Origin of the sequence: Meiothermus sp., assembly GCF_026004115.1 — a bacterium.
Lineage (GTDB): Bacteria > Deinococcota > Deinococci > Deinococcales > Thermaceae > Meiothermus.
On the sequence record NZ_BPIM01000001.1, the window covers coordinates 2,389,466 to 2,415,008 of the forward strand.

At 61.1% G+C, this 25,543-nt stretch carries 26 protein-coding genes; 10 read left to right on the top strand and 16 right to left on the bottom strand.

The window, feature by feature from the left end; translation table 11 throughout:
- The 5 genes from Q0X23_RS11605 to leuC are packed head-to-tail and all read right to left on the bottom strand — an operon-like array spanning position 1 to position 4,174.
- Positions 1-747, bottom strand: a complete 747-nt coding sequence (locus Q0X23_RS11605) for an SDR family NAD(P)-dependent oxidoreductase (RefSeq protein ID WP_297860434.1) — start codon at positions 745-747, stop codon at positions 1-3.
- A 57-nt stretch (positions 748-804) separates the two neighbouring features.
- The gene (gene leuB / locus Q0X23_RS11610) at positions 805-1,857 is read right to left on the bottom strand and encodes a 3-isopropylmalate dehydrogenase (RefSeq protein WP_297860435.1); all 1,053 of its coding nucleotides are present in this window, start codon (positions 1,855-1,857) and stop codon (positions 805-807) included.
- A gap of 14 nt (positions 1,858-1,871) precedes the next feature.
- Positions 1,872-2,477, bottom strand: coding sequence for a 3-isopropylmalate dehydratase small subunit (leuD, locus tag Q0X23_RS11615; RefSeq protein WP_119341568.1), 606 nt, complete (start codon positions 2,475-2,477; stop codon positions 1,872-1,874).
- On the bottom strand, positions 2,478-2,690 hold the full coding sequence (locus Q0X23_RS11620) for a hypothetical protein (protein ID WP_297860436.1): 213 nt from the start codon (positions 2,688-2,690) through the stop codon (positions 2,478-2,480).
- A gap of 59 nt (positions 2,691-2,749) precedes the next feature.
- Positions 2,750-4,174, bottom strand: a complete 1,425-nt coding sequence (gene leuC / locus Q0X23_RS11625; RefSeq protein WP_297860437.1) for a 3-isopropylmalate dehydratase large subunit — start codon at positions 4,172-4,174, stop codon at positions 2,750-2,752.
- A gap of 244 nt (positions 4,175-4,418) precedes the next feature.
- On the opposite strand from leuC, the gene Q0X23_RS11630 reads away from it, so the two are divergent.
- From Q0X23_RS11630 to Q0X23_RS11650, 5 genes are read left to right on the top strand one after another with little or no spacing between them, the layout of a single operon-like run.
- Positions 4,419-5,225 (top strand): phosphotransferase family protein, encoded by an 807-nt coding sequence (locus Q0X23_RS11630; RefSeq protein ID WP_297860438.1) that lies wholly within the window; start codon positions 4,419-4,421, stop codon positions 5,223-5,225.
- 60 nt (positions 5,226-5,285) lie between these two features.
- Positions 5,286-6,608 (top strand): tRNA (N6-isopentenyl adenosine(37)-C2)-methylthiotransferase MiaB, encoded by a 1,323-nt coding sequence (gene miaB / locus Q0X23_RS11635; RefSeq protein WP_297860439.1) that lies wholly within the window; start codon positions 5,286-5,288, stop codon positions 6,606-6,608.
- A complete protein-coding gene (locus Q0X23_RS11640) occupies positions 6,605-7,501 on the top strand; it encodes an FAD-dependent oxidoreductase (protein WP_297860440.1) in 897 nt (298 codons plus the stop codon). The genes miaB and Q0X23_RS11640 overlap by 4 nt, the downstream gene beginning before the upstream one ends.
- A 13-nt stretch (positions 7,502-7,514) precedes the next feature.
- Positions 7,515-8,309, top strand: coding sequence for a thymidylate synthase (locus tag Q0X23_RS11645; protein ID WP_297860441.1), 795 nt, complete (start codon positions 7,515-7,517; stop codon positions 8,307-8,309).
- Between the two features lie 3 nt (positions 8,310-8,312).
- Entirely contained in the window at positions 8,313-8,804 is a 492-nt protein-coding gene (locus tag Q0X23_RS11650) for a dihydrofolate reductase (protein WP_297860442.1), read from the top strand.
- Between the two features lie 2 nt (positions 8,805-8,806).
- Here the strand turns inward: Q0X23_RS11650 and Q0X23_RS11655 are convergent, their stop codons facing one another.
- From Q0X23_RS11655 to Q0X23_RS11665, 3 genes are all read right to left on the bottom strand, one after another.
- Positions 8,807-9,577, bottom strand: a complete 771-nt coding sequence (locus tag Q0X23_RS11655; protein ID WP_297860443.1) for a GPP34 family phosphoprotein — start codon at positions 9,575-9,577, stop codon at positions 8,807-8,809.
- Between the two features lie 206 nt (positions 9,578-9,783).
- Positions 9,784-11,994 (bottom strand): ATP-dependent Clp protease ATP-binding subunit, encoded by a 2,211-nt coding sequence (locus Q0X23_RS11660; RefSeq protein ID WP_297860444.1) that lies wholly within the window; start codon positions 11,992-11,994, stop codon positions 9,784-9,786.
- Between the two features lie 296 nt (positions 11,995-12,290).
- Entirely contained in the window at positions 12,291-12,839 is a 549-nt protein-coding gene (locus Q0X23_RS11665) for a Uma2 family endonuclease (RefSeq protein WP_297860445.1), read from the bottom strand.
- Between the two features lie 311 nt (positions 12,840-13,150).
- Here Q0X23_RS11665 and Q0X23_RS11670 point away from each other — a divergent pair, with 311 nt between their 5' ends.
- From Q0X23_RS11670 to Q0X23_RS11680, 3 genes are all read left to right on the top strand, one after another.
- Entirely contained in the window at positions 13,151-14,677 is a 1,527-nt protein-coding gene (locus Q0X23_RS11670) for a glycine--tRNA ligase (protein ID WP_297860446.1), read from the top strand.
- A 63-nt stretch (positions 14,678-14,740) separates the two neighbouring features.
- A complete protein-coding gene (locus tag Q0X23_RS11675; protein ID WP_297860447.1) occupies positions 14,741-15,007 on the top strand; it encodes a hypothetical protein in 267 nt (88 codons plus the stop codon).
- 39 nt (positions 15,008-15,046) lie between these two features.
- Complete coding sequence (locus Q0X23_RS11680) at positions 15,047-15,286, top strand: hypothetical protein (protein ID WP_297860448.1); 240 nt, start codon at positions 15,047-15,049, stop codon at positions 15,284-15,286.
- 3 nt (positions 15,287-15,289) lie between these two features.
- On the opposite strand, the gene cdd is transcribed toward Q0X23_RS11680, so the two are convergent.
- The 7 genes from cdd to Q0X23_RS11715 all read right to left on the bottom strand — a co-directional run bounded on the left by cdd (position 15,290) and on the right by Q0X23_RS11715 (position 22,216).
- On the bottom strand, positions 15,290-15,706 hold the full coding sequence (cdd, locus tag Q0X23_RS11685) for a cytidine deaminase (protein ID WP_297860449.1): 417 nt from the start codon (positions 15,704-15,706) through the stop codon (positions 15,290-15,292).
- Positions 15,707-15,727: 21 nt separating this feature from the next.
- A complete protein-coding gene (locus Q0X23_RS11690) occupies positions 15,728-17,104 on the bottom strand; it encodes a hemolysin family protein (RefSeq protein ID WP_297860450.1) in 1,377 nt (458 codons plus the stop codon).
- A 104-nt stretch (positions 17,105-17,208) separates the two neighbouring features.
- Positions 17,209-17,613, bottom strand: coding sequence for a diacylglycerol kinase (locus tag Q0X23_RS11695; protein ID WP_297860451.1), 405 nt, complete (start codon positions 17,611-17,613; stop codon positions 17,209-17,211).
- Between the two features lie 93 nt (positions 17,614-17,706).
- Positions 17,707-18,132, bottom strand: a complete 426-nt coding sequence (gene ybeY / locus Q0X23_RS11700; protein ID WP_297860452.1) for an rRNA maturation RNase YbeY — start codon at positions 18,130-18,132, stop codon at positions 17,707-17,709.
- Between the two features lie 9 nt (positions 18,133-18,141).
- Complete coding sequence (locus Q0X23_RS11705; RefSeq protein ID WP_119340780.1) at positions 18,142-19,131, bottom strand: PhoH family protein; 990 nt, start codon at positions 19,129-19,131, stop codon at positions 18,142-18,144.
- A gap of 692 nt (positions 19,132-19,823) precedes the next feature.
- On the bottom strand, positions 19,824-20,822 hold the full coding sequence (floA, locus tag Q0X23_RS11710; RefSeq protein WP_119340782.1) for a flotillin-like protein FloA: 999 nt from the start codon (positions 20,820-20,822) through the stop codon (positions 19,824-19,826).
- A gap of 119 nt (positions 20,823-20,941) precedes the next feature.
- A complete protein-coding gene (locus tag Q0X23_RS11715; RefSeq protein WP_297860453.1) occupies positions 20,942-22,216 on the bottom strand; it encodes a nodulation protein NfeD in 1,275 nt (424 codons plus the stop codon).
- 131 nt (positions 22,217-22,347) lie between these two features.
- Between Q0X23_RS11715 and Q0X23_RS11720 the strand changes: the two genes are divergently transcribed.
- A complete protein-coding gene (locus Q0X23_RS11720) occupies positions 22,348-23,163 on the top strand; it encodes a shikimate dehydrogenase (RefSeq protein WP_297860454.1) in 816 nt (271 codons plus the stop codon).
- Entirely contained in the window at positions 23,160-23,771 is a 612-nt protein-coding gene (locus tag Q0X23_RS11725) for a YigZ family protein (RefSeq protein ID WP_297860455.1), read from the top strand. The genes Q0X23_RS11720 and Q0X23_RS11725 overlap by 4 nt, the downstream gene beginning before the upstream one ends.
- On the opposite strand, the gene Q0X23_RS11730 is transcribed toward Q0X23_RS11725, so the two are convergent.
- Positions 23,768-25,498: a ribonuclease J gene (locus tag Q0X23_RS11730; RefSeq protein WP_297860456.1), complete on the bottom strand. Its 1,731-nt coding sequence runs from the start codon at positions 25,496-25,498 to the stop codon at positions 23,768-23,770. The two genes, Q0X23_RS11725 and Q0X23_RS11730, sit on opposite strands and share 4 nt — an antisense overlap.
- Between the last annotated feature and the right edge of the window lie 45 nt (positions 25,499-25,543).

Here is a 25,543-nt window from a genome sequence, read left to right on the forward strand (position 1 = left end):
CTATAAATCCTGTACAGAGGCAATTTTACCGTGGAAACGCCGGGGGTCGGCCTCGAGGATCCGCACCAAGGCTCTGGCGGACTGCTCAGGGGTGAGAACGCGCCCTTGGGCTTGGTAGCCCTTGAACAGGGGGCGCAGGGTCTCGCTGGCGCTTCCCTGGGCTTCGCGGAGTTGTTTTTGCATGTTGGTTTCCACAATGCCGGGACGGTAGGTGAAGCAGGTCACCTCGGGGGCCTCGATGGCCAGTTGCCGGGCCAGGTGTTCTTCGGCCGCTTTGGCAATGGCATAGATACCCATGCCCGGGATGTTGTGCTCGGCCACCCCCGAACCCAAAAACACCGCAACGCTACCGGGCTGGCGGATCAGGTGGGGATAGGCGAAGCGGGCCAGCTGATAGCCGCCCTTGACGTTCGAATCCATGATTTCGTCGTACTGCGACTCGATCAGTTCGTAGGCCAGCGGCCCTGCATTCAGGATGCCGGCATTGTGAATGAAGCCCACAAAGCTCCCGATTTGGAGCGCCTGGGCGACCAGGGCCTCGGCCACGGTACTATGGGCGGCGCTCCCGGCCACCGACTCGCAGCGCACTCCCAGGTTGCGTGCCTCGTCGCGCACAAACTCGAGGGCCTTCTGATTACGGGCCCCGAGGACCAGGTGGGCCCCGGCCCTGGCGAGCTCGAGCGCCAGCGCCTCGCCGATACCCCGGCTGGCCCCGGTGATGATGAAGGTCTGGTTCTTAAGTTTCATGCTTCTGTGTATACGCTGAATTGCCCAAAACCGCCAGGGACAGGTGAGTGCAGAGGTTCAGGCCGCAACCCTGTCCAGGGCCTCGATTACCTGCCGCGTGAAATCCTGGGTGCTGGCCTTGCCCCCCAGGTCGGGGGTGGGGTTGGCCGAGAGGGCTGCCGTTACCGCGTCCTCTACCCGTTTGGCGATGTCCGAGCGGTTCAGGGCATGGGTGAGCAGCATGGCCGCTGAAAGAATAGCGGCGGTGGGGTTGGCGATGCCCTTGCCGGCGATGTCGGGGGCGGAGCCGTGGACGGGTTCAAAGAGGGGGGTTTTCTCGCCCAGGCTGGCCGAGGGCAGCAGCCCCAGCGAACCTGGCAGCACGCTGGCCAGGTCAGACAGAATATCGCCGAAGATGTTGCCGGTCACCACCACATCGAAGCGGCTGGGCCGGGTGACCAGGTGCATGGCCATGGCATCCACGTACTGGTGCTCCAGGGCCACATCGGGGTAATCGCGGTGCACCTCGTCCACGGTCTTGCGCCAGAACTCGCCGACCTCGAGCACGTTGGCTTTATCCACGCTGCAAACCTGGTTCCGCCGCTTGCGGGCGGCCTCGAAGGCCACCCGGGCGATGCGCTCTACCTCCGGTTTGCTGTAGCGTTCGGTGTTCCAGCCCTCGGCCTCGCTCATGCCGCGGGGCTCGCCGAAGTAAATGCCGCCGGTCAGCTCGCGAATCACCAGCACATCCACCCCCCGGGCAATCTCGGGCTTGAGGGGGGAGAGGTGCTCCAGCCCTTGCAACACCTTGGCAGGCCGCAGATTGGCAAAAAGGCCATGGGCTTTGCGCAGGGCCAGCAGGCCGGTCTCGGCCCGCAGGTGCCGGGGTACGTTGTCCCACTTGGGCCCGCCGATGGCCCCCAGCAGAATGGCATCGGCCTCCAGGCAGCCTCGTTGGGTTACCTCGGGGAAGGGTTCGCCGTGGGCGTCTATGGCGTTGCCGCCAAAGGGGAAGGCTTCAAACTCGAGGCCCAGACCAAAGGCCTGGTCGGCCGCTTTCAGCACATCTACTGCAGCATAGGTCACTTCGGGGCCGATGCCGTCTCCGGGAAGCAGGGCAATCTTGGGCATGCAAATCCTTTCCTTTAGCTCAGTACGGCTTTGGGGAGCCGGGCCGAGGCCTGCTCGAGTAAATCCCCCGCCTCGAGCAGGTCGGCAATGGGGTCCCAGCGGCCTTCCACCAGGGCTTTCTGGGCGGTAGCGGGCAGGTTCACCTTAAAGGCTTTATCGGCGTAGCGCACCTCGAGGCGCTCCACATCTACCGTGACCTCCAGGCCGGGGTCTTGCTCGATGGCCTGGGCCAACGCCTCAATGTCCGATTTGGATGCTGTCACGCACGGCATCGAGAGAGCTGTGGAGTTGCCAAAGAAAATCTCCGCAAAGCTCTCGCCAATCAGCGCCCGGAAACCGGCGCGGTAGATGGCCTGCGGGGAGTGTTCGCGGCTGCTGCCGCAGCCAAAATTGGCCCCCACCAGCATGATGGAGGCCCCCTTGAAGCGGGGGTCGTTTAGCGGATGCGGCTTCTCTGAGCCGTCGGGGTTGAAGCGCTCGTCGTAGAAAAGCGCCTCGCCCAGCCCGTCGAAGGTGACCACCTTCAGGTACCGCGCAGGGGTGATGCGGTCGGTGTCTATGTCGTTACCGGGAACATGGACAGCCCGCCCACGTACTTGTTGGATAGGTTCTAAAGCCATCTACTTGCCCTCCTTATCCCTGAAAAAACCCAGGATGCCCCAGATGCCCGCAATTGCGGCCACCGCACACAGGGCAAACCCCACCACAAAAACCACCCAGCTGAGTACCGGGTTGGTTTGCAGGTTGCCCAGCCAAAGCCCCAGGGTGGCAATAGACAGCAGCACCGAGACCACCACCAGCACCACCCCTCGAATCAATTCCTTTGTAGACAAACAGACCTCTCCTTCGGGCTTTACCTAGACGATTGTGCCCTTTGATTACTTTACAGACCCTACGCACCCACCAGCTCACTGACCCCAAACACTTCCCGCGCATCGCTTACCTGGCCGGTTACGGCGGCGGCCACCACCATCACCGGCGACATCAGCACGGTGCGTCCGGTGGCGCTGCCCTGTCGGCCCTTGAAGTTGCGGTTGGAGGAAGAGGCGCACAGCTCGTCTCCGACCAGCTTGTCGGGGTTCATGGCCAGGCACATGCTGCAGCCCGCACCGCGCCATTCAAACCCGGCCTCGCGGAAGATTTCAGCGATGCCCTCCTCTTCGCACTGCCTGGCTACCTGCTGGGAGCCCGGCACCGCAATGGCCCGCACCCCCGGGGCTACCTTGCGGCCCTTGAGGTACCTGGCAGCTTCGCGAAAGTCGGAGATGCGACCGTTGGTGCAGCTTCCCAGAAAGGCCACATCCACCTTCACCCCCTTGATGGGCTGGCCGGGCCGGAGCTTCATGTGCTTGAGGGCTTCTTCCAGACCGGCCCGTTCGGCCTCGGGGTAGAGGGCGGGGTCGGGGACGCGGTCGGTGATGGCGCAGCCCTGGCCGGGGTTGATGCCCCAGGTCACGGTGGGGGCAATGTCCTCGGCGCGGATGTTCACTATGTCGTCGTAGTGGGCGTCGGGGTCGGAGGCCAGGGCCTTCCAGCGCGCTACGGCCTGCTCCCATGCCTCGCCTTTGGGGGCATAGGGCCGGCCTTTCAGGTAGTCGAAGGTGGTCTGGTCGGGGTTGACGTAGCCGATGCGGGCTCCCCCCTCGATGCTCATGTTGCAGACGGTCATGCGCTCTTCCATACTGAAGTTGTCAAAGACGCTGCCGCCGTATTCATACGCATAGCCGATGCCCCCGTTCACCCCCAGCACCTTGATGATGTGCAGGATCACGTCCTTGGCGTAGACCCCGGGGCGCAGCTTGCCGTTCACGTTAATCCGCCGCACCTTGAGTTTGCTCACCGCCATGGTCTGGGTGGCCAGCACATCGCGTACCTGGGTGGTGCCAATGCCAAAGGCGATGGCCCCGAAGGCCCCGTGGGTAGAGGTGTGGGAGTCGCCACAGGCGATGGTCATGCCGGGCTGGGTGATGCCGTTTTCCGGGCCAATCACGTGTACAATGCCCTGCTGGCCTGAAGTCACGTCAAAAAAGGTAATGCCGAACTCCTGCACGTTCTTGCGGAGCTGGCGGATCATCTCGTCGGCCTGGGGGTCGGCGAAGGGTTCTGCAAGCGAGTGCGTGGGCACGATGTGGTCTACCGTGGCGAAGGTGCGCTCGGGGAAGCGCACCTTGAGGCCGAGGTCGCGCAGCATCCCGAAAGCCTGGGGGCTGGTGACCTCGTGGATCAGGTGGGTGTCGATGAAGAGCTGCGTTTGCCCGTTGGGCAGCGTGCGCACCGCGTGGCTCTCCCAGACTTTTTGGTACAGACTTTTTCCCATGATTGTTTTATGCCTCCTTTGTCCGAAACCTTGAGCAAAAACCCCAGAGACGTTTTGCTCTGGGGCCTATGACGGCAGCAAACTAGACCCCTCGAGCGGGGCGTAGTAGGCGCTGCGCAACGGGGTCCGTCATTGCCAGGAGTATAAAGTTTGGTATACCAAAACGTCAAGCCTCGTTGAACTTCTCTGTAGCGCCTATCTTGCTGTGGTGTTAGGCCCTGGAAGCGGGTATCCTACAGCCAAGATGCTGCTCACGCGGCTGGGACAAGGGCGCGAGGCCGAGGTATATGCCTGGGCCGACGGCTACGTGCTGAAGCTGTTCTGGCCGGAGTTTTCTCAAGCCGATGCTGAACTCGAGGCCCGTCTTACCCAGCAGGTCTGGCTGATGGGGGTACCCTCCGCCAAGGTAGAGGACGTGCTGGAGTTTGAGGGTCGCTGGGGCCTGGTTTTGCAGTGGATCAAAGGGGTTCCGCTCACCGACTACATCCAGACCGACCCCACCCGCTTGCGCTTTGCAGCCCAGATGCTGGGGGCCTTGCATCGACAGCTTCACAACAAAGCGGCCGGACATTTGCCGTCCCAGCGGCTTCACCTCATGCGGCGTATCGAGGCCAGCCGACTACCGCTCGAGCTGCGGACGGCCCTGCTCAATCATCTGGAGCGCCTGCCCGATGGAACCGCGCTGTGCCACGGCGACTTTCACCCCGAGAACGTGCTGATTGGGGAAGACGGGGTATATGTGGTGGACTGGCCCAATGCCATGCGCGGCAACCCCCTGGCCGATATGGCCCGGACTACCCTCCTGGTGCTTTATAGCGAACTCCCGCTCGACCTGCCGGGGCGCGAAGAAATCATGCACCAGCGGGAGTTGTTTTACCAGACCTACCTCGAGCACTACCAGACCTTCTCGAGCCTCGACCTAGCCCAGCTAAAGTCCTGGATGCCCATTGTGGCAGCAGCCCGCCTGCGCGAGAACATTCCTGCCGAGGAGCCTCGCCTGATGCAACTGATTGAAGAGGGCCTGCAGCTACAGGGTGAACCCTCTGAATGACTTTGTTACACTGAAGGTCTGTGTGGCCCCGGAATCCCTCCGGCCGGCCTCGAGGTTCGCATGAAAACAAACATCATCACCTATGGCTGCCAAATGAACGAATACGACACCCACCTTGTGAAAAGCGAGCTGGTATCGTTGGGCGCGGAATTTGTAGATACCTGGCAGGAGGCCGATTTTGTGCTGGTCAACACCTGCGCGGTGCGCGGCAAGCCCGTCGAGAAGGTGCGCTCTTTGCTGGGCGAGCTACGCAAAGAGAAAGAAAAACGGCCCTTGCTGGTCGGCATGATGGGCTGCCTGGCCCAGCTCGAGGAGGGCCAGCAAATTGCCCGCAAGTTTGAAGTAGATGTGCTGTTGGGGCCGGGTGCTCTGACCGAAATTGGTAAGGCGATCGAGTCCAAACACAGGTTCTGGGACTTGAGCTTCCGCGAAGAACTGACCCACCACCTGCCCCCCGCGCCCCAGGGGGCCCTCTCGGCGTTCGTGAGCATCATCCGGGGCTGCAACCATCACTGCACCTACTGCATCGTGCCCACCACGCGGGGCCCCGAAGTCAGCCGCCACCCCGACCTGATTCTGCGGGAAATTGAACAGCTCAAGGCTGCCGGGGTCGTGGAAGTGACTTTGCTGGGCCAGAACGTCAACTCCTATGGCAACGACCAGCCCGGCTTTCCGAGCTTTGCCGAGCTTTTACGGATGGTGGGCCAGATGGGTATTCCCCGCATCAAGTTCACCACTTCCCACCCGGTCAACTTTACCGACGACGTGATTGCCGCTATGGCCGAGACCCCGCAGGTCTGCAACTACATCCACCTGCCGGTGCAGTCGGGTTCTAACCGGATTTTGCGCCGCATGGCCCGCGAGTACCGGCGCGAATGGTATCTGGATCGCATCCGGGCCATCCGCCAGGCCATGCCCGAGGTGGTGCTCTCTACCGACATCATTGTGGGTTTTCCCGGCGAAACCGAAGAAGACTTCCAGGAGACCCTTTCCCTCTACGATGAGGTGGGCTACGACAGCGCCTACATGTTCATCTACTCCCCCCGCCCCGGCACCCCGAGCTACAAGCACTTCCAGGACTTGCCCCGCGAAGTCAAGGTGGAGCGGCTTCAGCGGCTCATCGAAAAACAAAAAGAGTGGAGCTACCGCCAGAACCAGCGCTGGGTAGGCAAGACCGTAGAGGTATTGGTGCGGGGCGCGGCCAAGGATGAGAGCTACGCCGAGGGCCACACCCGGGGCAACCACCCCACCCTTGTCCCGGCGGCCCAGGCCCCCCGTCCGGGGCTGTACCAGGTGGTGGTGAAGCAAGCCACCCCGCATATGCTGTTTGGCGAGGTGGTGGGGGCTGAGGAAGCTGCTACCATTCCCCTCTTGATGGCGTGAGAACAGACGCCGAAATTGTGGTGATCGGGGCCGGAATAGCCGGTCTTGCTGCGGCCCGGGTGCTGCACGAAGCCGGCAAAGAGGTGCGGGTGGTAGCCCGCGAACTGGGCCAGGCCAGCCGGGTGCCGGATGCGCTTTTGAACCCGGTGCGGGGCAAACGTGGCACGGTGGCCCCCGAGGCCGAAGAGGCCCTGGAAGCCCTCTGGGACTTTTACCCCCGTTTTGGGCCGGTACGCCGAGGCATTCTCAGGCCCGTGCCCGAGGCGGATAGGGGTGTGTGGATGGGCAAGCTCGAGGGCCGTCGGATTCCCCACGAGTGGCTGGACGAGGGCCTCTACCTGGAAAACGCGGGCTGGCTTCAGACCACCCCCCTGCTGCACCGGTTGGCTGAAGGTCTGGACATTCTCTACACCGAGGTAGGAGGGCTCGAGCACACCACCCTATATCTGCGAACCCCCGAACGCCGCACCCTGCACGCGGGCCTGGTGGTGTATGCCGGAGGGGCCAGCGGGGCGCACCTGGTGGGCCTGGGGGGGCGGTTTACGCCGGGTTCGGTGCTCCAGACCCAGGAGCACTTCAAGCAGGCCCGTTCGTATGGGGTGTACGTGGCGGGGCACAGCCTGGGGGGTAGCTATTTGCCCCATCAGCACACCTACACCTCGCATCAGACCGAGCCGCACGAAATCGAGTGGCTGCTTTCGGAGGCCGAGAAGCTGCTGGGCTACCGGCCTGCGGTGGGCTCAAGCTGGGCCGGGGTGCGCTACCGGCTCGATAGCCACTACCTCAAAGAGATTCCCGGCGGCTATGCCCTTACCGGTTTTGGTTCGGCGGCGTATTTCTACGCTCCGCTCTATGCGCATCGGCTCCTGAAGCGCATCCAGGGGAAATCCTGATAGACTGAATGCCATGCGGCAGTACCACGAGCTGATGCAATACGTGCTCGAGCGCGGGGTAGATAAGTCCGACCGTACCGGGGTGGGCACCCGCTCGGTCTTTGGCTACCAGATGCGCTTTGACCTGTCGGAGGGCTTTCCGCTGGTCACCACCAAAAAAGTTCATTGGAAGAGCGTGGTGTACGAGCTTCTGTGGTTCTTGCGGGGCGAGACCAATATCCGCTTTTTGCGTGAAAACGGGGTAACCATCTGGGACGAGTGGGCCAACGCGGAAGGTGAGCTGGGCCCGGTGTACGGTAAGCAGTGGCGCAGCTGGGAAGGTGCAGACGGCCAGACCCTAGACCAGATGGCCTGGGTGGTGGAAGAAATCAAGCGCAACCCCGATTCGCGCCGGCTGGTGGTGAGCGCCTGGAACGTGGCCGACCTGCCCAAAATGGCCCTGGCCCCCTGCCATATTCTGTTTCAGTTTTATGTGGCCCAGGGGCGGCTTTCCTGCCAGCTTTACCAGCGCAGCGCCGACATCTTTTTGGGGGTACCCTTCAACATTGCTTCGTACGCACTGCTGACCCTTATGGTGGCCCAGGTGACGGGTCTGAAGCCGGGGGAGTTCATTCACACCCTGGGTGATGCCCACCTCTACCAGAACCACTTTGTGCAGGCCCGCTTGCAGCTCTCGCGCGAGCCCCGGCCTTTGCCTACGGTGCGGCTCAACCCTGCGGTGCGGGATTTGTTTGCTTTTACCTTTGAGGATATTGTCCTTGAGAACTACCACCCCCACCCGCGCATTGCCGCGCCGGTGGCAGTTTGAGTTATGGGCCGGAAGATTGCCCTGGTGGTGGCCATGGACAAGAACCGGGCCATTGGCCAGGGTGGCGCGCTGCCCTGGCGCCTGCCCGACGACCTCAAGCGCTTCCGTGCCCTCACCCTGGGCAGGACCGTTCTGATGGGGCGTAAAACCTATGAGAGCATCGGGCGGCCGCTCCCCCAGCGCCGCAACGTGGTGCTCACCCGCGACCCCGCTTTCAGGCCCGAGGGCCTCGAGGTCGTGCATTCGCTGGAAGAGGCCCTGAAACTCGGCGATGAGCTCATGGTCATCGGTGGTGGGGAGGTCTATGCCATGTTCTTGCCCCTGGCCACCCACCTGCACCTGACCCTGGTGGACGCCACAGTGCCCGATGCCGATGCCTTTTTCCCCCAGTGGGACAGCGCAGAGTGGCGGGAGGTCTACCGGGCCTTTCACCCCTCTGACGAACGCCACCCGTTTGCTTTTAGCTATGTGGATCTCGAGCGCGCCAGAGTCTGAGCTTACTCTCCGCCGCCGTCGGCACCTTCCGAGGCATCCGCGCCGCTGTACACATCGCCGAAGGCCTGATCCAGGGTTTTGAAGTCGGCTTCAAAAGGGCGGTCTTCGTCGTGACCATCCCAGGTGGGAAAAACCACTGAATCTCCACCACCTTCTGGTCGCACCCTATGATTGAGTTGCCGCAAGTGGAGCTCTAGTTCAGGCATGAGGAGGGCAGGCCCCAGGCTGACCATCAGAACTGCAACGTGAGTGGGGTCATCTTTGAAAAGCCGAGTCCGACGGGCCAGGGCCATGTGGTGTTCGAGTCGTTTCTTGTACTCCAGGCCCGACGCAGTGAGCCCATAATGGGTGGCCCTGAACAGCCCCAGCACCTTTTTTGTTTGGGGCTCGAGCAACCCCTGTGCCAGCAGACCGGGCAGAATGATTCTTTGCTTGAACCTTTCGTAGTTTTGACCGTGTTCTTTTTGTAGCTCCTTGAGCACATGCCCTAGCTCTGGGCTGTGCCGACTGGCACTGCGAAGATCACCTAGCAAGCCATCCAAGACCCGGTTGTTTGGACGTTCGCCGCTACTTATGTGCAGGAAGGGGTGGGGCACCTCCTTCCCCAGCCATCCACGCCTCAAGCGCTTTTCCAGACGTACCAGCCCCAAGGCTAGTAGTTCCTTGAGCCCCACCTTAAGGGCCTCCTTTGCTTCCACGCTGGGGTTTAGCAACACCAGCAGTTCGGTCGCACTTAGGTTTTGTCTGATCACCTCATTCGTTGGCTGTACCATACATTCCTTCAGGGACTTGACCGAAAAAAAACGGTGTGCGTTTGCTCCGCATCGAAATCAGGTTGGGTTGAGCCGAGGGTTGATTTCGCTGGATTTGCTTCATTCAATTACCTAAATTCAATATGGCCGAGGAATGTCAGGGTTCGGTCACTTAGAACCATCAAAAAACCCCCCTGAACGCAGGGAGGCTTTTGGGCTGGCTTTGATCAGGCCAGACCCAGGCTCAACTCTTCTTCCTCGAAGGCGATGTCGCCGTCCTTGAGGGTCACAAATAGGATGCGGCCAGGGCGCGAGAGAAGCTCGAGCGAGAGCGGGTCTTCGATTTTTTCTCGAATCAGGTTGCGCAAGATGCGGGTGCTGCCCTGCTTGGGGGCTTGCCCAACCAACCAGGCAGCCACAGATGGGTCGAAGCGGACAAGCTTTTCGCGCGACTCGAGCTCTTTGGCGATGTCCTCGAGCATAATTTGCGCGACCTGCACCAGCTCAGCCTCGCTCAGGTTGCGGAAGCGGATGACCTCGTCGAGGCGATCGAGGAACTCGGGCGTAAAGATGGCCTTGAGCGGGCTCTCGGTGTCCACCTCACGGTTGGTGAAGCCAATGGCCGGCCCCACGTTGAAGCCGGTGTTGGAGGTCATGATCAGAATCACCCGGCGGAAGTCCACGGTGCGACCTAGACCGTCGGTGAGGCGGCCCTCGTCGAGCACCTGCAAGAAGGTGTTGTAGATGTCCGGGTGGGCTTTTTCAATTTCGTCGAGCAGCACCACACTGAAAGGCTGGCGGCGCACGGCCTCGGTCAGGCGGCCCCCTTGCTCGTAGCCCACATAGCCCGGTGGGGCCCCAATCAGCTTGGAGATGGAGTGGGGTTCCTGGAACTCGCTCATATCAAAGCGGATCAGGGCCCGCTCGGAGCCGAACAGCACCTCGGCCAGGGCCTTGGCCAGGTGGGTCTTGCCCACCCCGGACGAGCCCACAAACAGGAAGCTGGCCGAGACACGGGTACGCCCGCCCAGCCCCACCCGGCTGCGCCGCAAGGCCGCGGCCAGGGCCTCGACGGCCTCTTTCTGGCCAATCACCCGCTTGTTGAGCTCCTCTTCCAGGCCAAAGAGCTTGCTGTCGTCCTTGTCGTCCACATAGACGCCACCCCAGGAGTCCACCACACTCTCGATGTCCTCGCGGGCCACCAGGGGGGTGCCATCTTCGTCCATGGCTACCGGCAGACCCAGCGAGTCGTTGAGACGCACCCGGCTGGCGGCTTCGTCGATCAGGTCGATGGCTTTATCGGGGAAGTTGCGTCCCGGCAGGCTGCGTATACCAATCTTGACCGAGAGGCCCAGGATTTCGTCCGGGATCACCACCCCGTGGTGAGCCTCGTAGCGGGGACGCAGGCCCTTCAAAATCTCCAGGGTTTCCTCTGGGGAGGGTTCCAACACAATCACGGGCTGGAAGCGGCGCTCGAGGGCGGCGTCCTTTTCGATGTAACGGTGGTACTCGCCGGTGGTGGTCGCCCCAATGACCTGAATCTCGCCCCGGCTCAGGGGGGGCTTGAGGATGTTGGCGGCGTCCAGGGTGCCCTCGGCGCCACCGGCCCCAATCAGGGTGTGCAGCTCATCGATGAAAGCCACCACTTTAGCGTTCTTGAGCTCTTCGATAATCTGGCGCAGCCGTTCTTCGAACTCGCCGCGGTACTTGGTACCGGCTACCACCCCGGCCAGGTCGACCGAGACGATGCGGGCCCCGCGCAGCACCGGTGGCACCCGTCCTTCCACAATGGCCTGGGCCAGCCCTTCCACAATGGCGGTCTTGCCCACGCCGGGGTCGCCGACCAGCACGGGGTTGTTTTTGGTGCGGCGGGCCAGAATCTGGATGACCCGGTTAATCTCTTCGGCCCGGCCAATCACTGGGTCGAGCTTGCCCTCGCGGGCTTCGCGGGTCAGGTCGCGGCCATACTCGTCGAGGAAGGGCGTGGCCACCGCTTTTTCTTTGGTCTGCTCGCCGGCTTGGGAGAGCACCCGCCAACGGATGGTATCCACATCCTTGGCGTAGTGGGTCATGATGCGGTAGGCGATGCCGTCGCCCTCGCGGATGATGCCCAGCAGAATGTGTTCGGTGCCGATTACCTGGCTGGACATGTTGCGGGCCTCGGCCCCGGCCAGCTCCATGACCCGGCGGGCGCGCGGGGTAATGGCGGGGGGTTCGCCGGTGCGGCTGCCCTCGCCGCGGCCCACCAGCTCCTCGACCATACGGCGCATGGCCTCGAGGCTGGCCCCGTACTCCATCAGGATGCGCGCAGCCGTACCCCCTTCGCGCATCAGGCCCAGTAGCAGGTGCTCGGGCCCGATCATGCTATGGCCCAGCCGGCTCCCTTCCTCCCTGGCATAGTGAAAAACCAACCTGGCGCGGTCGTCGTACCTGTTCAAGCGCGAACCTCCTGGTATGTCGTACAAGTATTCATAGCGCCGCTTTCTTCCTATCTCAATATTACAGTATGACGGGCTCTTTCTAGGTGTTTGCGCCACACGTTACGAAGCGTTGCCAGGTCTTTTGTCTAAAGCCTAAAGAAAAGATTAGCTCAGCTCTAAAAAATACGTCAGCGACATTTGTCCTGCAACAAACACAGCCCGCCGAGCGCTGTTCACGTTTTATCCCTGAGAAAAATGATTATAGGGGCAAACCGTTTTTGTGATGCACGCAGGATTGAAAGCTTTTTCGAGCGCTACTCCAGACGGGAATAGACGTCCTCGAGCGCAATTTCCAGGTCTACGCAGGGCAGCTTTAGAGTACCGCTCTCGATTCTCTCGTAGAACCAGCCCCCCTCCACCCGACGGAACACCTCGGCCCGGATGGTGTCTTGCTCGAGCAAAACGTACATTTGCAGACTTGGAATGGTCTGGTAGTTGAGCCACTTTTCGCCCCGGTCAGTTTCGGCTGTGCGCTCGGAAAGCACTTCCACAACCAGGCAAGGTTTTTTGACCACACGCATGTCTTCTTCGGGTTGGCAATAGACCATGACGTCGGGGTAGTACAGTGCATTTCCGGCTTGGACAAGGGTATCGGCGATTGCCACCAAACAGTTTGTTTGTTGAGCCTGGTTCTCAATCGAGCTACCCAACCGAACCGCAATCCGGTTATGGCGGCGAGTCCCACCGGCCATCAAAAAAATTTGGCCCTGAACGTACTCGTGCTTAACATTCGAACCAGCCTCGAAGTGGAGGAACTCCTCAACTGTGAGGACGGTTTTTACCGGGGGCTCTTGCCGTGGCATTCCCTACAGAATAGCAAAATCCTTGATAGGAAAGGGCCTCTGTGTTAGCTTATACCTTGCGCCGAACCGCAGGAGTAGCCCGGCGTTCCGCTACAGCGAGCCTGGGAGGGTGTGAGCCAGGCAGCCAAGAACCGGGTGAAGGGCAGCGGGTCATACACAAGCGCAGCTCAAAGGGCCTCGAGGGCACTCCCCTTGAGGAACTGGGGTGGAACCGCGGAAGCACCAACTTTCGTCCCCAGGCATGCGTGCCGGGGTTTTTTATTTGTCGGCACGCAATGGTGAGGGTCGGTCGACCCAAGCGGAGGGAACAAATGCCTGCTGAAACGATGGAAGAACTGGTGAGCCTGTGCAAGCGCCGGGGCTTTATTTTCCCTGGCTCGGATATCTACGGCGGTCTTCAAGGCACCTATGACTACGGCCCCCTGGGCGTCGAGCTCAAAAACAACCTCAAAGCGGCCTGGTGGAAAGCTAACGTCTACGAACGCGACGACATGGAGGGGCTGGATGCTAGCATCCTGACCCACCGGCTGGTGCTGTTCTACTCCGGCCACGAGGCCACCTTTTCCGACCCCCTGGTAGACAACCGCGTTTCCAAAAAGCGCTACCGCCTGGATCACCTGCTCAAGGAGCAAAAGCCGGAGGTGCTGGCAGCCCTGTCCCAGACCATGGGCCTGCACGAAAAAAACAACCTGGCGGCCCTGGTCTCACGCTTGCTGGCCGAGCCAGAAAAGGCCGCCCTGGCCATGAACACCTGCCGGGTGATTGACCCCGCCGACGGTGCGCCCGGCGACTGGACGCCGCCGCGTCCCTTCAACATGATGTTCAAGACCCAGATTGGCCCGGTAGCCGACGAAGACTCCTATGGCTATTTGCGTCCCGAGACCGCGCAGGGCATTTTTGTTAACTTCAAAAACGTGCTGGACGCCACCGCTCGGCGCCTGCCCTTTGGGGTGGCCCAGATTGGCAAGGCCTTCCGCAACGAGATTACCCCGCGCAACTTCATTTTCCGGGTGCGCGAGTTTGAGCAGATGGAGATTGAGTATTTCGTCAAACCCGGCACCGACGAGGAATGGCACGAGCGCTGGCTCGAGACCCGCCTAAAGTGGTGGGAGGCCCAGGGCATTCCCCGCGCGCAGATTCGGGTGCTGGACGTGCCCAAGGAAGACCTCTCGCACTACTCCAAGCGCACCTTCGACCTGATGTACAACTACCCTACCCTGGGCTTCGAGGAAATCGAGGGCATTGCCAACCGCAGCGACTACGACCTGGGCAGCCACACCAAGGGCCAGGCCGAGCTAAATATCCAGGCCCGGGTGCTGGAAAACCACGACTCCACCGCCAAACTGGCCGTCCAGGATCCCGAGACCAAGCAGTGGTTCGTGCCCTATGTGATTGAACCTTCGGCGGGGGTAGACCGGGGTGTGCTGGCCGTTTTGGCAGAAGCCTACACCAAGGAAAAGCTGGAAAACGGCGAGGAGCGCATCGTGCTGAAGCTCAAACCCCACCTGGCTCCCATCAAGGTAGCGGTCATTCCCCTGGCCAAGAACAAGGAAGAAATTACCAGCTATGCCCGCCGCCTCAAAGCCGAGCTACAGGCGCTGGGTTTTGGACGGGTGCTCTACGAGGACACCGGTAACATCGGCAAGGCCTACCGCCGCCACGACGAGGTGGGCACGCCCTTCTGCATAACAGTGGACTACGACACCATTGGCAAGAGCCAGGACGGTAGCACCACCCTGCAAGACACCGTAACGGTGCGCGACCGCGATACCATGCAGCAGGAAAGGGTGCCCGTCAAGGAACTGGCCCAGTATCTGCAGGAGCGCTTGCGGCGTTGAGTAGGCCCTTCATCGGGCGCAAGGCTACAGTTGCTGGCGAGGCCAGCCCCTAGGCTTCAGAGCGTGTTGCGTCTGGCCATTTGTACCGGCTGCCACGCCCGGGAGGGCGAAAAGTATTTCGCAAGCTGGCTCGAGCTGCTACAATCCCACCTGGGCATAGGCTACTTTGGCGGGGTGGGCAAAGGCCTCGAGGTAGAGTTTGTTTCCTGTCTGTCGCACTGTGGGCAAGGTTTTGCGGTGGCGGTAGGGGACGAGGTACAGGTGCTGCAGAGCGCCGAGTATTTTGCGGCATTTCTGGAGCGTGTGGAGCGGGTGGCCTCGGTGGGCTAGGTCGCGCCCAATCTTGCGAGCAAGCACCCGCGCACGCCGGTGAACGGGGTGGTACTGGAGTCGTTTTCTACTACCTGGACGCCCTGGGGCTATCGGGTGTTGCCTGCGTACGAACTCGAGTACAACCTTAGCTGCCTGTTCAGGCTCCAGGGGTATTCCTTGGAGCTCTATGCGCTGGACTACGCCCGCAACCTCTGGCTCGAGGGCTACGCTCGTCTACGGGCGATGTTTTATGGCTTGCCCACTTTTGTGAGCAACCGGGATCTAACCCGCATATAGAAGCTACCCTCTGTCCGGCCTATCCAGATACTGCTTCGAAAAGGCGTGGGGCAGAAGCTCTCCGAGAGTGGTATGTAACTCGGAGCCGTCGGCGCTGAGGCAGTGCACCGGGGTCTTGGGGTGGGCAAACTCGCTTAGTACCTGTCGACATCCGCCGCAAGGGGTTGCGGGCTGTTTGCCCCGGCTCAACACCCAAACCTCGGCAATCTCCTGCTCTCCCGCCGAGACCATTTGCAGGGTCGCCGACTGTTCGGCACAGCGCGAGAGGGGATAGGCGGCGTTTTCTACATTCACCCCGCCGTATAATCGGCCCGACCTGGACTTGATGACGGCCGCCACAGCAAAACCCGAGTAGGGCGAATAGGAGCGGGTCAGGAGCTGGTGCAGGAGTTCTAGAACCTTCTTGGGTGTTCTGGACACGCTTCCAGCATACCGCACGATTCAGGCTTCCTCCGAAGTGACCGACTCGCTCAGGGTCTCGTCGTCGCTGGGCTGGGGGGTTTTCTTCTGGGCCCGCACCCGCTCGATGCCCCTGGGGTCCGCCGTTTCGACCACAAAGACAAAACTGCCGTACTCGAGCTTTTCCCCCACCTCGGGGATGCGCCCAAACTCGTTCATCAGAAAGCCCGAAAGGGTGTCGTACTCGCCTTCTGGCAGCTCGATCCCCAGCTTTTCCGAGGCGTCCTCCAGCGGAATGGAGGCATCCAGCATATAGACCCCTTCGGCCACCTCCTGCACCGGGGCGGCTTCTTCTTCATCGGATTCATCGTAGATCTCCCCGATGATTTCTTCGATGATGTCCTCGAGGGTAATCAGGCCGGCGGTGCCCTTGAACTCGTCCACCACAATGGCCATGTGGGTTTTGCGGCGGCGCATCTCGCGCAGCAGCTCGCGCGCCCCCATGGTCTCGGGCACGAAGTAGGCCGGGTGGCAGATGCTGCTGACCTTGGTGCTGTCCATCACCGGGCCGCTGTACTCGAGCAAATCTTTGATGTAGGCCACCCCGATGATGTTGTCTATGGTTTCTTTGTAGACCGGAACCCGAGAATAACGATGCTCGCGGGCCATACTCCAGAACTCGCGCAGTGTGGCATCGGCCGATATGGCCACCATGTCCACCCTGGGAACCATAATCGAGCGCACCGGGGTTTCTTCCAGATCCAGAATCTGGCTGATAATCTCGCCTTCGCTTTCGTCCAGCACGCCTTCCTTCGAAGAAGCTTCTACAATCAACTTCAGCTCTTCTGCGCTGCCTACCATGGAGTGCGAGGGGGCTTCCTTCAAGCCGAGGAGCCTCAGGAAGAAGTTGCCGCTGCGGCTAAACAGCCACACTAGAGGCGCGGTCAGGCGCTGAAAAACATTGAGCGGCAGGATGGTGAAGCCCGCAACCTGCTCGGTGCGCTGCAGGGCAATGCCCTTGGGAATAAGTTCGCCAAAGAGCACCGTAATAAAAGTGATGAGGATGACCGAGATGGCAAAACTGATGGTGGTGAGCAGGCTGCTTTCTGCGGCGACAGAAGCTTCAGTCTGGCCAAATAGAAGAGCGATGCCTGTCACAATGAGCCGGGTCACGTAGGGTTCGCCAAACGCACCCAGAATCAGGTTGGTGGCGGTGATACCTAGCTGGGTGGTGGCGATGTAGGTATCGAGCTTGACCATGGCCTGCTTGAGCAGGTTGCCCTGCCAGGAGCCGCTTTCCGCCATTTGTTCGACCCGGCTGCGCCTGATTGCCACCAGAGAGAATTCGGCAGCCACAAAAAAAGCATTAATCAGGATGAGGAGGACAATAATTCCAAAACTGCCAGGGATACTTTCCATAAGGTTCGCGTTCGGCCATCCAAAAACTAACTCGCCCCGGAGCGTTCCAGGGCAATGCCACCGCTACGTTTGGAAGGGGAGTCCATACGCTACTAGACGGAAGTTTACCACAGCCCCAGGCGGCTCACAAGCGGCGGCGCGAGGAGTAGAATCCCGATCAGGGCAGCAATTCCACTCACAATCAGTACGCTAGCGGCTGCAACATCCTTGGCGGCTTTGGCCAGGGGATGATAGTTGGGTGAGACCAAGTCCACCACCGCCTCGAGGGCGGTGTTGAGCAATTCCAGGCCCAGCACCAGGGCAATCAGCAGCAACACCGGTACCAGGCTTACCTGCAGCCACAGGGCCAGCCCTAGGGCTACGGCTCCAATGTAGACCTCGAGGCGGAAGTTGCGCTGGCTTTTCCAGGCCAGTTGAACCCCGGCCCAGGCATAGGCAAAAGAGGCCCGCAGGCCCCGCAGGGGCAGGGGGTCGGAGCCGGGTTTGGGGGGAGGGGTCAGGGTGGGCATGGGGCTTGGGTGGGGTGGGCCTGGCCAACGGGTTGAGCATCCTGTGCTTGACCCAAGAGCTACGACCTACAGCAACACCAGCTTACCCGACCCTTAGAGCTCGAGGATGCGGGCTTGCACCTGCCGGAACCCCTCCCACTCCGCCTCGGAGGGGTGGTCGTGCCCGAGCAAATGCCACAAAGAATGGGCAGCCAGCACCTTGACCTCCTGGACAAGGCTATGGCCTTGTTCCGCAGCCTGACGACGGGCGGTATCCAGGCTGATCACAATATCGCCCAGATGGGGCGGTATGAAGGGATCACCGGGCTCGTAGGTCGGAAACGACAGCACATCGGTGGGGGCGTCCTCGCCCCAGTGCTGCCGCTTGAGGGCCCTTATTTCTTGGTCATCGGTCAGAATGACCGTAAGGAACTTGTCGCCGTGGCCCAATTCGATCAGGAGGCTTCGCAAGGCCTTACGCACCGGTGGGCCCAGGCCCCGGGGTAGGGGGGTATGGGCGACCAAATTCACCTGTGCCATCCGCAAAACTCAACGCTCTGCGGAGCGTTCGCTTTCGTGCTCGTGGAACTCGTAGGCCTTGATGATGCGGGCGACCAACGGGTGCCGCACCACGTCGGATTCCAAAAAGCGCTGCTGGGCAATCCCCTGGATGCCCTTGAGAATCCGCATGGCCTCTACCAGGCCGCTTTTTTGGGCTTTGGGCAGGTCAATCTGGGTGATGTCGCCGGTGATGACCACCCGGCTGTTGAAGCCCATTCGGGTAAGGAACATCTTCATCTGCTCTGGGGTGGTGTTTTGCGCCTCGTCGAGAATGATGAAGGCGTCGTTTAAGGTGCGCCCGCGCATGAAAGCCAGCGGGGCTACCTCAATCACCCCCGACTGGATGTACTGATCAAAACGCTCGGCGTCAATCATGTCGAAGATGGCGTCGTATAGCGGGCGTAAGTAGGGGTCAATTTTGGCCTGTAGGTCGCCGGGCAAAAAACCCAGACGCTCCCCGGCCTCTACGGCAGGGCGGGTCAGGATGATGCGCTTGATTTTCTTGGCTTTCAGGAAGGCCACGGCCATGGCGACAGCCAGGTAGGTTTTGCCGGTTCCGGCAGGGCCGATGCCAAAGGTGATGTCGTGGGTGCTAATGGCCTCCACGTACTGCCGCTGCCCCGGCGTTTTGGGCTTGAGCCTTCCGGGTAGGGTGAGCTCGTTGCCAAGGGTAGGTGTGGCCGTCTCGACGGGTAGCGACTGCCCATTTTCGGCGACCAGAATGACCTGCTCGAGGGTTCCCGCATCTATATCGGCTCCCTGGCGAACCAGGGTGACCAGATCCCGCATCACCCGCTCGGCCAGCCGCACCTCGTCGGGGTTGCCCGAAATTTGTACTTCCTGCCCGCGCACGACCAGCTGCGCCGGTAGGAGCTTGCGCAGGGTTTTAAGATTTTTGTCACCATGGCCGAGCAAGGCCAGGGCTTCTTGCGGTGAGCGTAGGGGGACTATCGTTTTAGTTTGCGTACTCTTCTCCAATATTGGCTCCTGGGTTCAGCCAGCACCTGATGCCAAACCACACCGTTCAGAATAGCATGGGGGGTGGTCGAAAACGTCCACTGCGCTGTGGGTTCGGTCTTGGGTTTGGCGGCTGGCGGGGTTGACCTTGCTGGGGCCGGCCGAGCGGGCTCTTGGGCTGGACGAGACCCTGTGCGGGCCAGGCGCTCGCGCTCGATCTCCTCGAGGGTCTTGGGGCGCTGACCCGCCGGTGCTTTGGGCCTGGGTGGCTGGGAAGGCGGGCTGACCAGAGGCCTTGGGGTTGGGGCGCTGCTGGTTGGGGGGGGTGCGGGAGCCGCTCCGGGGGCGGGTGGACGTGCAGGTGTACTCGACTGGGGGGGCTGGGCCTGTCGAGGCTGCGCCGGTGGACGACGCTCTTCCCCTGGCAAGGGAATTTCATCGGGCTCAAAATCGGGTGGCATCTGCCGGCCCCGCCGCAGCAAGCCCTGCAAAGCGGGCAGCACGATAAAGAAAAATAAGAACAACAGACCTAAGAGATCATCTAAACCCATGAGACCCTCCGGGCGGGGACGGGGGGGTAAAGGGGCAAGGGAAGAAGGGAGAGGGAGGGGGACGATTCCGCATATGCTGAGTGTCCCCAACCCCCCTGTCCCCAGGTATGGAGCGCCGGGCTCCCTGGCTTTCCTCTGACCACCACATCCCCATCAGGCTACCTAGCGCTGCGTACCAGTCGGCCCGCCCTCGGGGGCGTTGCCGCCGCTGGCCTTGCTGATGGATTCGCGCATATCGGTGTCGGCCTCGATGTTTTTTAGCTGATAGTAGTCCATCACGCCCATGCGGCCGCTGCGGAGTGCTTCGGCCAGGGCCATGGGCACGGCGGCCTGGGCCTCGACCAGCTTGGCCCGCATGGCCTCGACTAGAGCGGTGTTTTCTTGTTCGACCGCGACAGCCATGGCCCGGCGCTCTTCGGCCTTGGCCTGGGCGATTTTCTTGTCGGCTTCGGCCTGGTCGGTGCGAAGTTGGGCCCCGATGTTTTTACCCACGTCCACTTCGGCAATGTCTACCGAGAGAATCTCAAAAGCCGTGCCGGCATCCAGACCCTTGGCCAGTACGGTTTTGGAGATGCGGTCGGGCTGCTCGAGCACCTGCTTGTGGTCTTCCGACTGACCGATGGAAGCCACAATACCTTCGCCGACCCGGGCCACGATGGTTTCTTCCCCCGCACCACCCACCAGGCGGTCAATATTGGCCCGAACCGTGATGCGGGCAGTGGCCAGCAGCTGGATGCCGTCCTTGGCCATGCCGGCCACCATGGGGCTGGTAATGACCTTGGGGTTAACCGAGAGCCGCACCGCGTCCAGTACATCGCGGCCGGCCAGGTCAATGGCTGCAGCGCGGTCGAAGTTGAGCTTGATGCCGGCCTTATCGGCGGCGATGAGGGCGTCTACAACGCGGTCTACGTTGCCGCCGGCCAGATACTGGGCCTCGAGCTTGGCGGTTTCCACCGGTATGCCCGCTTTGAAGGCCTTGATCATCGGGTTGACGATCTTGGCGGGGGGAATTCTTCGGAAGCGCATCCCCACCAGAGCGGTGAGTGGCACGTTGACCCCCGAGAACAGCGCCGTAATCCACAGCGGTACGGGAACCAGATAAAAAAACATGAAGACCGCTAGCAAAGCCAAACCTGCGATGATCAAAGCTCCAAACTCCATGTAGTCCTCCTGATTAGTCTTCTCAACAGTAAAACCTTATCAACTCAGGTTACACCACCGTACAGACGACATGACGAACAAAGGCTCCTACTCTCTCTAAGAACGTGCATACGCGATGCCTAGCCGTCTACCTTGCGTACTACTACCCTGGGGCCCTCAACCTGAACGACCCGGATGGTCTGGCCCCGGTCTATAAACTCGCCCAGGGTGACCACATCTACACGGCGGTCACCAAACTGAGCAGTGCCAGCCGGGCGGAGGTCGGTGAGCGCGCTACCCACCGCGCCCAGCAGCGATTCCAGCTCGTTTTTGGGCGGGGCCACTTCTTCTACGGCGCTGCTGAGCACGAAAGGCCGGGCCACCCGACCACGGGGCAGATAGCGAAAGATCAGGAATAGCCCCACGGCTAGCCCAATAATCGCAAATGATCCCACCTGCAAAGCCTCATCCCCAAAGGTGAAGTATATTGAAGCACCAATCAGTCCGAGTCCTACCAGGCCGGGAATGCCAAAGCCGGGGGTCACAAAAAGCTCAAATACCACCAGCAACAGGCCGCCAAACAGCAGGATGATGGTGAGTGCGCTGGAAAGGCCGGCCAGGTAGCCCCCCAGGAAGAACAGGCCCAGCGAGGTCAGGCCGACGATGGCGGGGATGAAGGTGCCGGGGGTGAAGAACTCTAGAATGAGCCCCAATACCCCTACCGCGAGCAGGATGGCGGCGATGGTGGGGTCGGTGAGAAAGCGGGCTACCCGCACCTGCGGGCCAGGCTGTACTTCCTGGGTATCGGTATTGAACCCGGCTTTCTCGAGGGCGGCCCGCAGGCTGGCGACCTCGGCGTCGGCTACCTTCAGTTCCACTGCTTTTCGGGCCGAGAGGGTCAGGGGTTCGCCCTTGGTCGTAATACCGCGCACCTCTACCTCGGGGTCAACCATGGCCTCGGCGATGTTGGCGGGGCGGTTGCGGGCTTCGGCCACCGCCCGGAACTTGCCCTTCAGGGCCGAGATCACCTTGCGGTCGGCCGCGGTGGCGTTGCCCACCACCGGGGTGACCGTGATGGGCAGGGCCGCGCCGATGTTAGAACCGGGCAGCATCATGATTTGCTGAGCCGCCAGGGAGATCAGCGCACCCGCAGAGAAAGCGTTTTCGATCACCGCCAGGGTGGGTACGGTGGAGGCCAGGATGCGGTCGGTGATACGGATTGCAGCATCCACCCGTCCGCCGGGGGTGTTGACCCGGAACACCACCCCACTGGCCCCTTCGCGCTCGGCTTGCTCGAGGGATTGTTCTATGAATGTGGCCAGCGGCCCGTCTATCGTCCCTTCGATGGGGATGATGTACGTTTTGGCCTGGGCCAAGGAGGCAACCAACAGGAAAGCGAAAAGTAGGTTTCTCACCAACGTTATCTTAGCAAGCCAGGCCTGGGGGAGTGTAATGTGCGGGGGGGTGGGCCTGAGCTGAAGGTCGGGGCTAAGTTGAACGACGCCTTGCTTTTGGCAAACGGCTATAAGGAGCGTAAAATCCAGTTGTGAAACTCGGATTGATTGGCTTTCCGGTCGAGCATTCGCTTTCACCCTGCATGCAAGAGGCGGCCCTGAAAGCGGCAGGGCTGGAAGGTTCCTATCGGGCCCTCGAGACCCCACCGCCGTTTTTGCGGGCCCGTCTGCTGGAAATCAGGCGAGACTACACAGGGGTCAATGTTACCATTCCCCACAAAGAAAGCGTGCTGCCCCATCTGGACGAGCTAAGCCCGGAAGCCAGAGCCATCGGTGCGGTCAACACCATAGTGCGCGACCAACACCGGCTGATCGGCTACAACACCGACGCCCCGGGGTTTATTTCGGGTCTAGACGAGGCGGGTATCTCCTACCGCAACAAAAAAGCCCTGCTGCTGGGGGCGGGGGGGGCTGCTCGAGCCATAGCCTACGCTCTCAAGGAAGAAGGGGCCCACGTAGCCGTTTATAACCGCACCCAGGGGCGGGCCCAGGCCCTGTGTGATGCCCTGGGCTTGCACGTGGTCTCCGAGCCTTTGCTGGAGGCGGCGGTACGAAGCTGTGATTTACTCATCAACACCACCAGCGTGGGTCTGCAAGACCCCCTGAGTTCGCCCCTGCCCGAGGGCCTGTTGCCGCGTGAAGGGGCCGTGGTAGACATCATTTACAATCCACCGCTGACCCGCTTGATGCAGGAGGCGCAGAAAGCCGGCTTGCCCACCCTGGGGGGATTGCCGATGCTGGTTTGGCAAGGGGCGCTGGCCTTTGAACTCTGGACGGGGGTCAAGGCAGATGTTCAGGTCATGTACGAGGCGGCGCGGGCGCGTCTGGGCGAAGCCTTGCAGCCATGAGTGGTGTGCATTCAAGACTCACCCTAAAGCGTCCGTGGAGCCACGAACTCGAGGTCAGGCACTCGCGCTTTGTGGCTCAGGCTGCCCCGGTCGCCAGCCCCGAGGAGGCCCTGGCGTATGTGCAGGCCGTGCGGAATCCGCAAGCTACCCACAACTGCTGGGCCTACAAGGTGGGGCCTGGGTATCGTTTTTCCGACGATGGCGAACCTTCCGGAACGGCAGGCCGCCCCATCCTGAGCGCCATCGAAGGACAGGGTCTGGATGGGGTTGTGGTGGTGGTAGCCCGCACCTTTGGGGGCATCAAGTTAGGGGCCGGAGGTTTGGTGCGGGCCTATGGGGGCGCGGCCTCCGAATGCCTGCGGCAAGCCCCCAAGCGGGTTGTTGTGCCCAGGGTGCGCTGCTCCCTGCAAGCCCCCTTCGAGTTCAGCAATACCCTGTTTCATCTGTTGGCAGGTCTTCACCGCGAAACCGAAGCCTACAACGAAGCAGGATTGTCCGTGGTCTTCGCGCTGGACGAAGGAGAGCTGCCCCTATTCCAGGAGCAGGTGCGTGACCAAACTCGAGGCCGGGCGCTTCTGCGCGTACTGGAGCGGCTCGAGGATGGCTAGCCTTCAATCACGATGGGCAGAATAACCGGGTTACGCCCGGTGTTTTTGGCGATGAATTTCTTGACCGGGTAGTAGATGTCGTCGCGGATTTCCTCGAGCCGCTTCTTCTCCCGCACCCCTCTATACAGCGAGTCCAGGGCCATCTTGCGGATCTCGCCCAGCAAACGCTCGCCGGCCTTCACAAATCCCTTGGAAATGACCTCGACCAGCGGATCGCGGCTGACCAGCGCGGTGATGATGACCACCCCCTCGGCAGCCATGTGGTTGCGGTCCTCCAGGATTTCATCGGTGATGTCGCCCACGCCCAGCCCATCCACATAGAGCTGGCCATGGGGTACCTTACCGTCAAACTCGATGTTGTTGGCCGTGAGCTTAATCAGACGCCCGTTCTCGGGAATCAAGATTTTTTCGGGGGGCTGCGGAATGCTTTGGGCCAGCCACTTGAAATTGGTCTGGTGGCGGATTTCGCCGTGCCAGGGCAGCAAGAACTTGGGCCTGGCCAGGTTGAGCACGGTCTTGATCTCTTCGTGGCTGGCGTGGCCCGAGGCATGCACGCGGTAACGCGGGGGGTAGAAGACATAAGCCCCCAGGGCGTAGAGCCTGTTAATGACGGTATTAACCGCTTCTTCGTTACCGGGGATAGGACTGCTGCTCAGGATAACCGTGTCGCCCTCCTTAATGCTCATCTTGCTGTGGGTGCCAGCAGCCAAGCGGGCGAGCACGGCTTCGGGTTGGCCTTGGGAGCCGGTGGTGATGACCAGCACCTGCTCATCGGGCAGATCCTTGATTTCGTCCAGGGTGTAGAAGCGGTCTTTTTGCTTAAAGTAGCCGAGCTCGAGGGCAATCCGGGCATATTTGAGCATCGAGCGCCCTTCCACGGCAATCTTGCGCCCATACTTCTCGCCGGCTGTAACCACCGACTGAATTCGATGAATATGCGAAGCAAAGGTGGTTACGAAGATGCGCCCTTTAGCGGCCCCAATCACCTTATCCAGTTCCTCTGCTACCTCGGTTTCGGTGGGGGTGATGCCGGGGCGCTCGCCATTGGTGGAGTCGGCAATCAGGCATAGTACCCCTTCGGCGCCCGCCCGGGCGATTTTTTCCAGGTGGGAGGTCTTGCCATCGATGGGGCGTTCATCGAGCTTGAAGTCTCCCGTGTGCACGATTTTGCCAATGGGGGTATGAATGACCATGCCGAAGTTGTCCGGAATGGAGTGGGTCATGCGGAATAAATCGAGCTGGAAGTAGCGCCCGATGGAGATGCGGTCGTCGGGGGAGACCTCCTTGAAGTTGTAGTCGCCCAAATTCAGTCCAAATTCCTCGAGCTTGCCCTTGACCAGCCCCAGGGTGAGCTTGGCCCCGTACACCGGAACCCGCGGCAACTGAGGAAATAGATAGGGCAGGGCGCCAATGTGGTCTTCATGGCCGTGGGTAAGCACCCAGGCCCGAATCAGGTCTTTGTGCTGAACCAGATAGTCAATGCGCGGAATTACAATATCCACGCCTAACATCCGGGCGTCCGGAAAAGCCAGGCCCCCGTCAATGATGAACATCTCGTCTTCGTAGCGGATGGCAGTGATGTTTTTGCCGATTTCACCCGTACCGCCCAGAAAGACAATTTCGACGGCGCTATCGGGTTTGCCCAGGATGACCGGCCTCTTGGGCTTGGGCCTTTCTTGCCGCTTGCGCGGCCCCCTGGGACGGCTAAAAGGTGGGTTGCTGTTCATGGTTGCTCCAACGGATACACTGCATGGGGATTTATCGCAGGCACT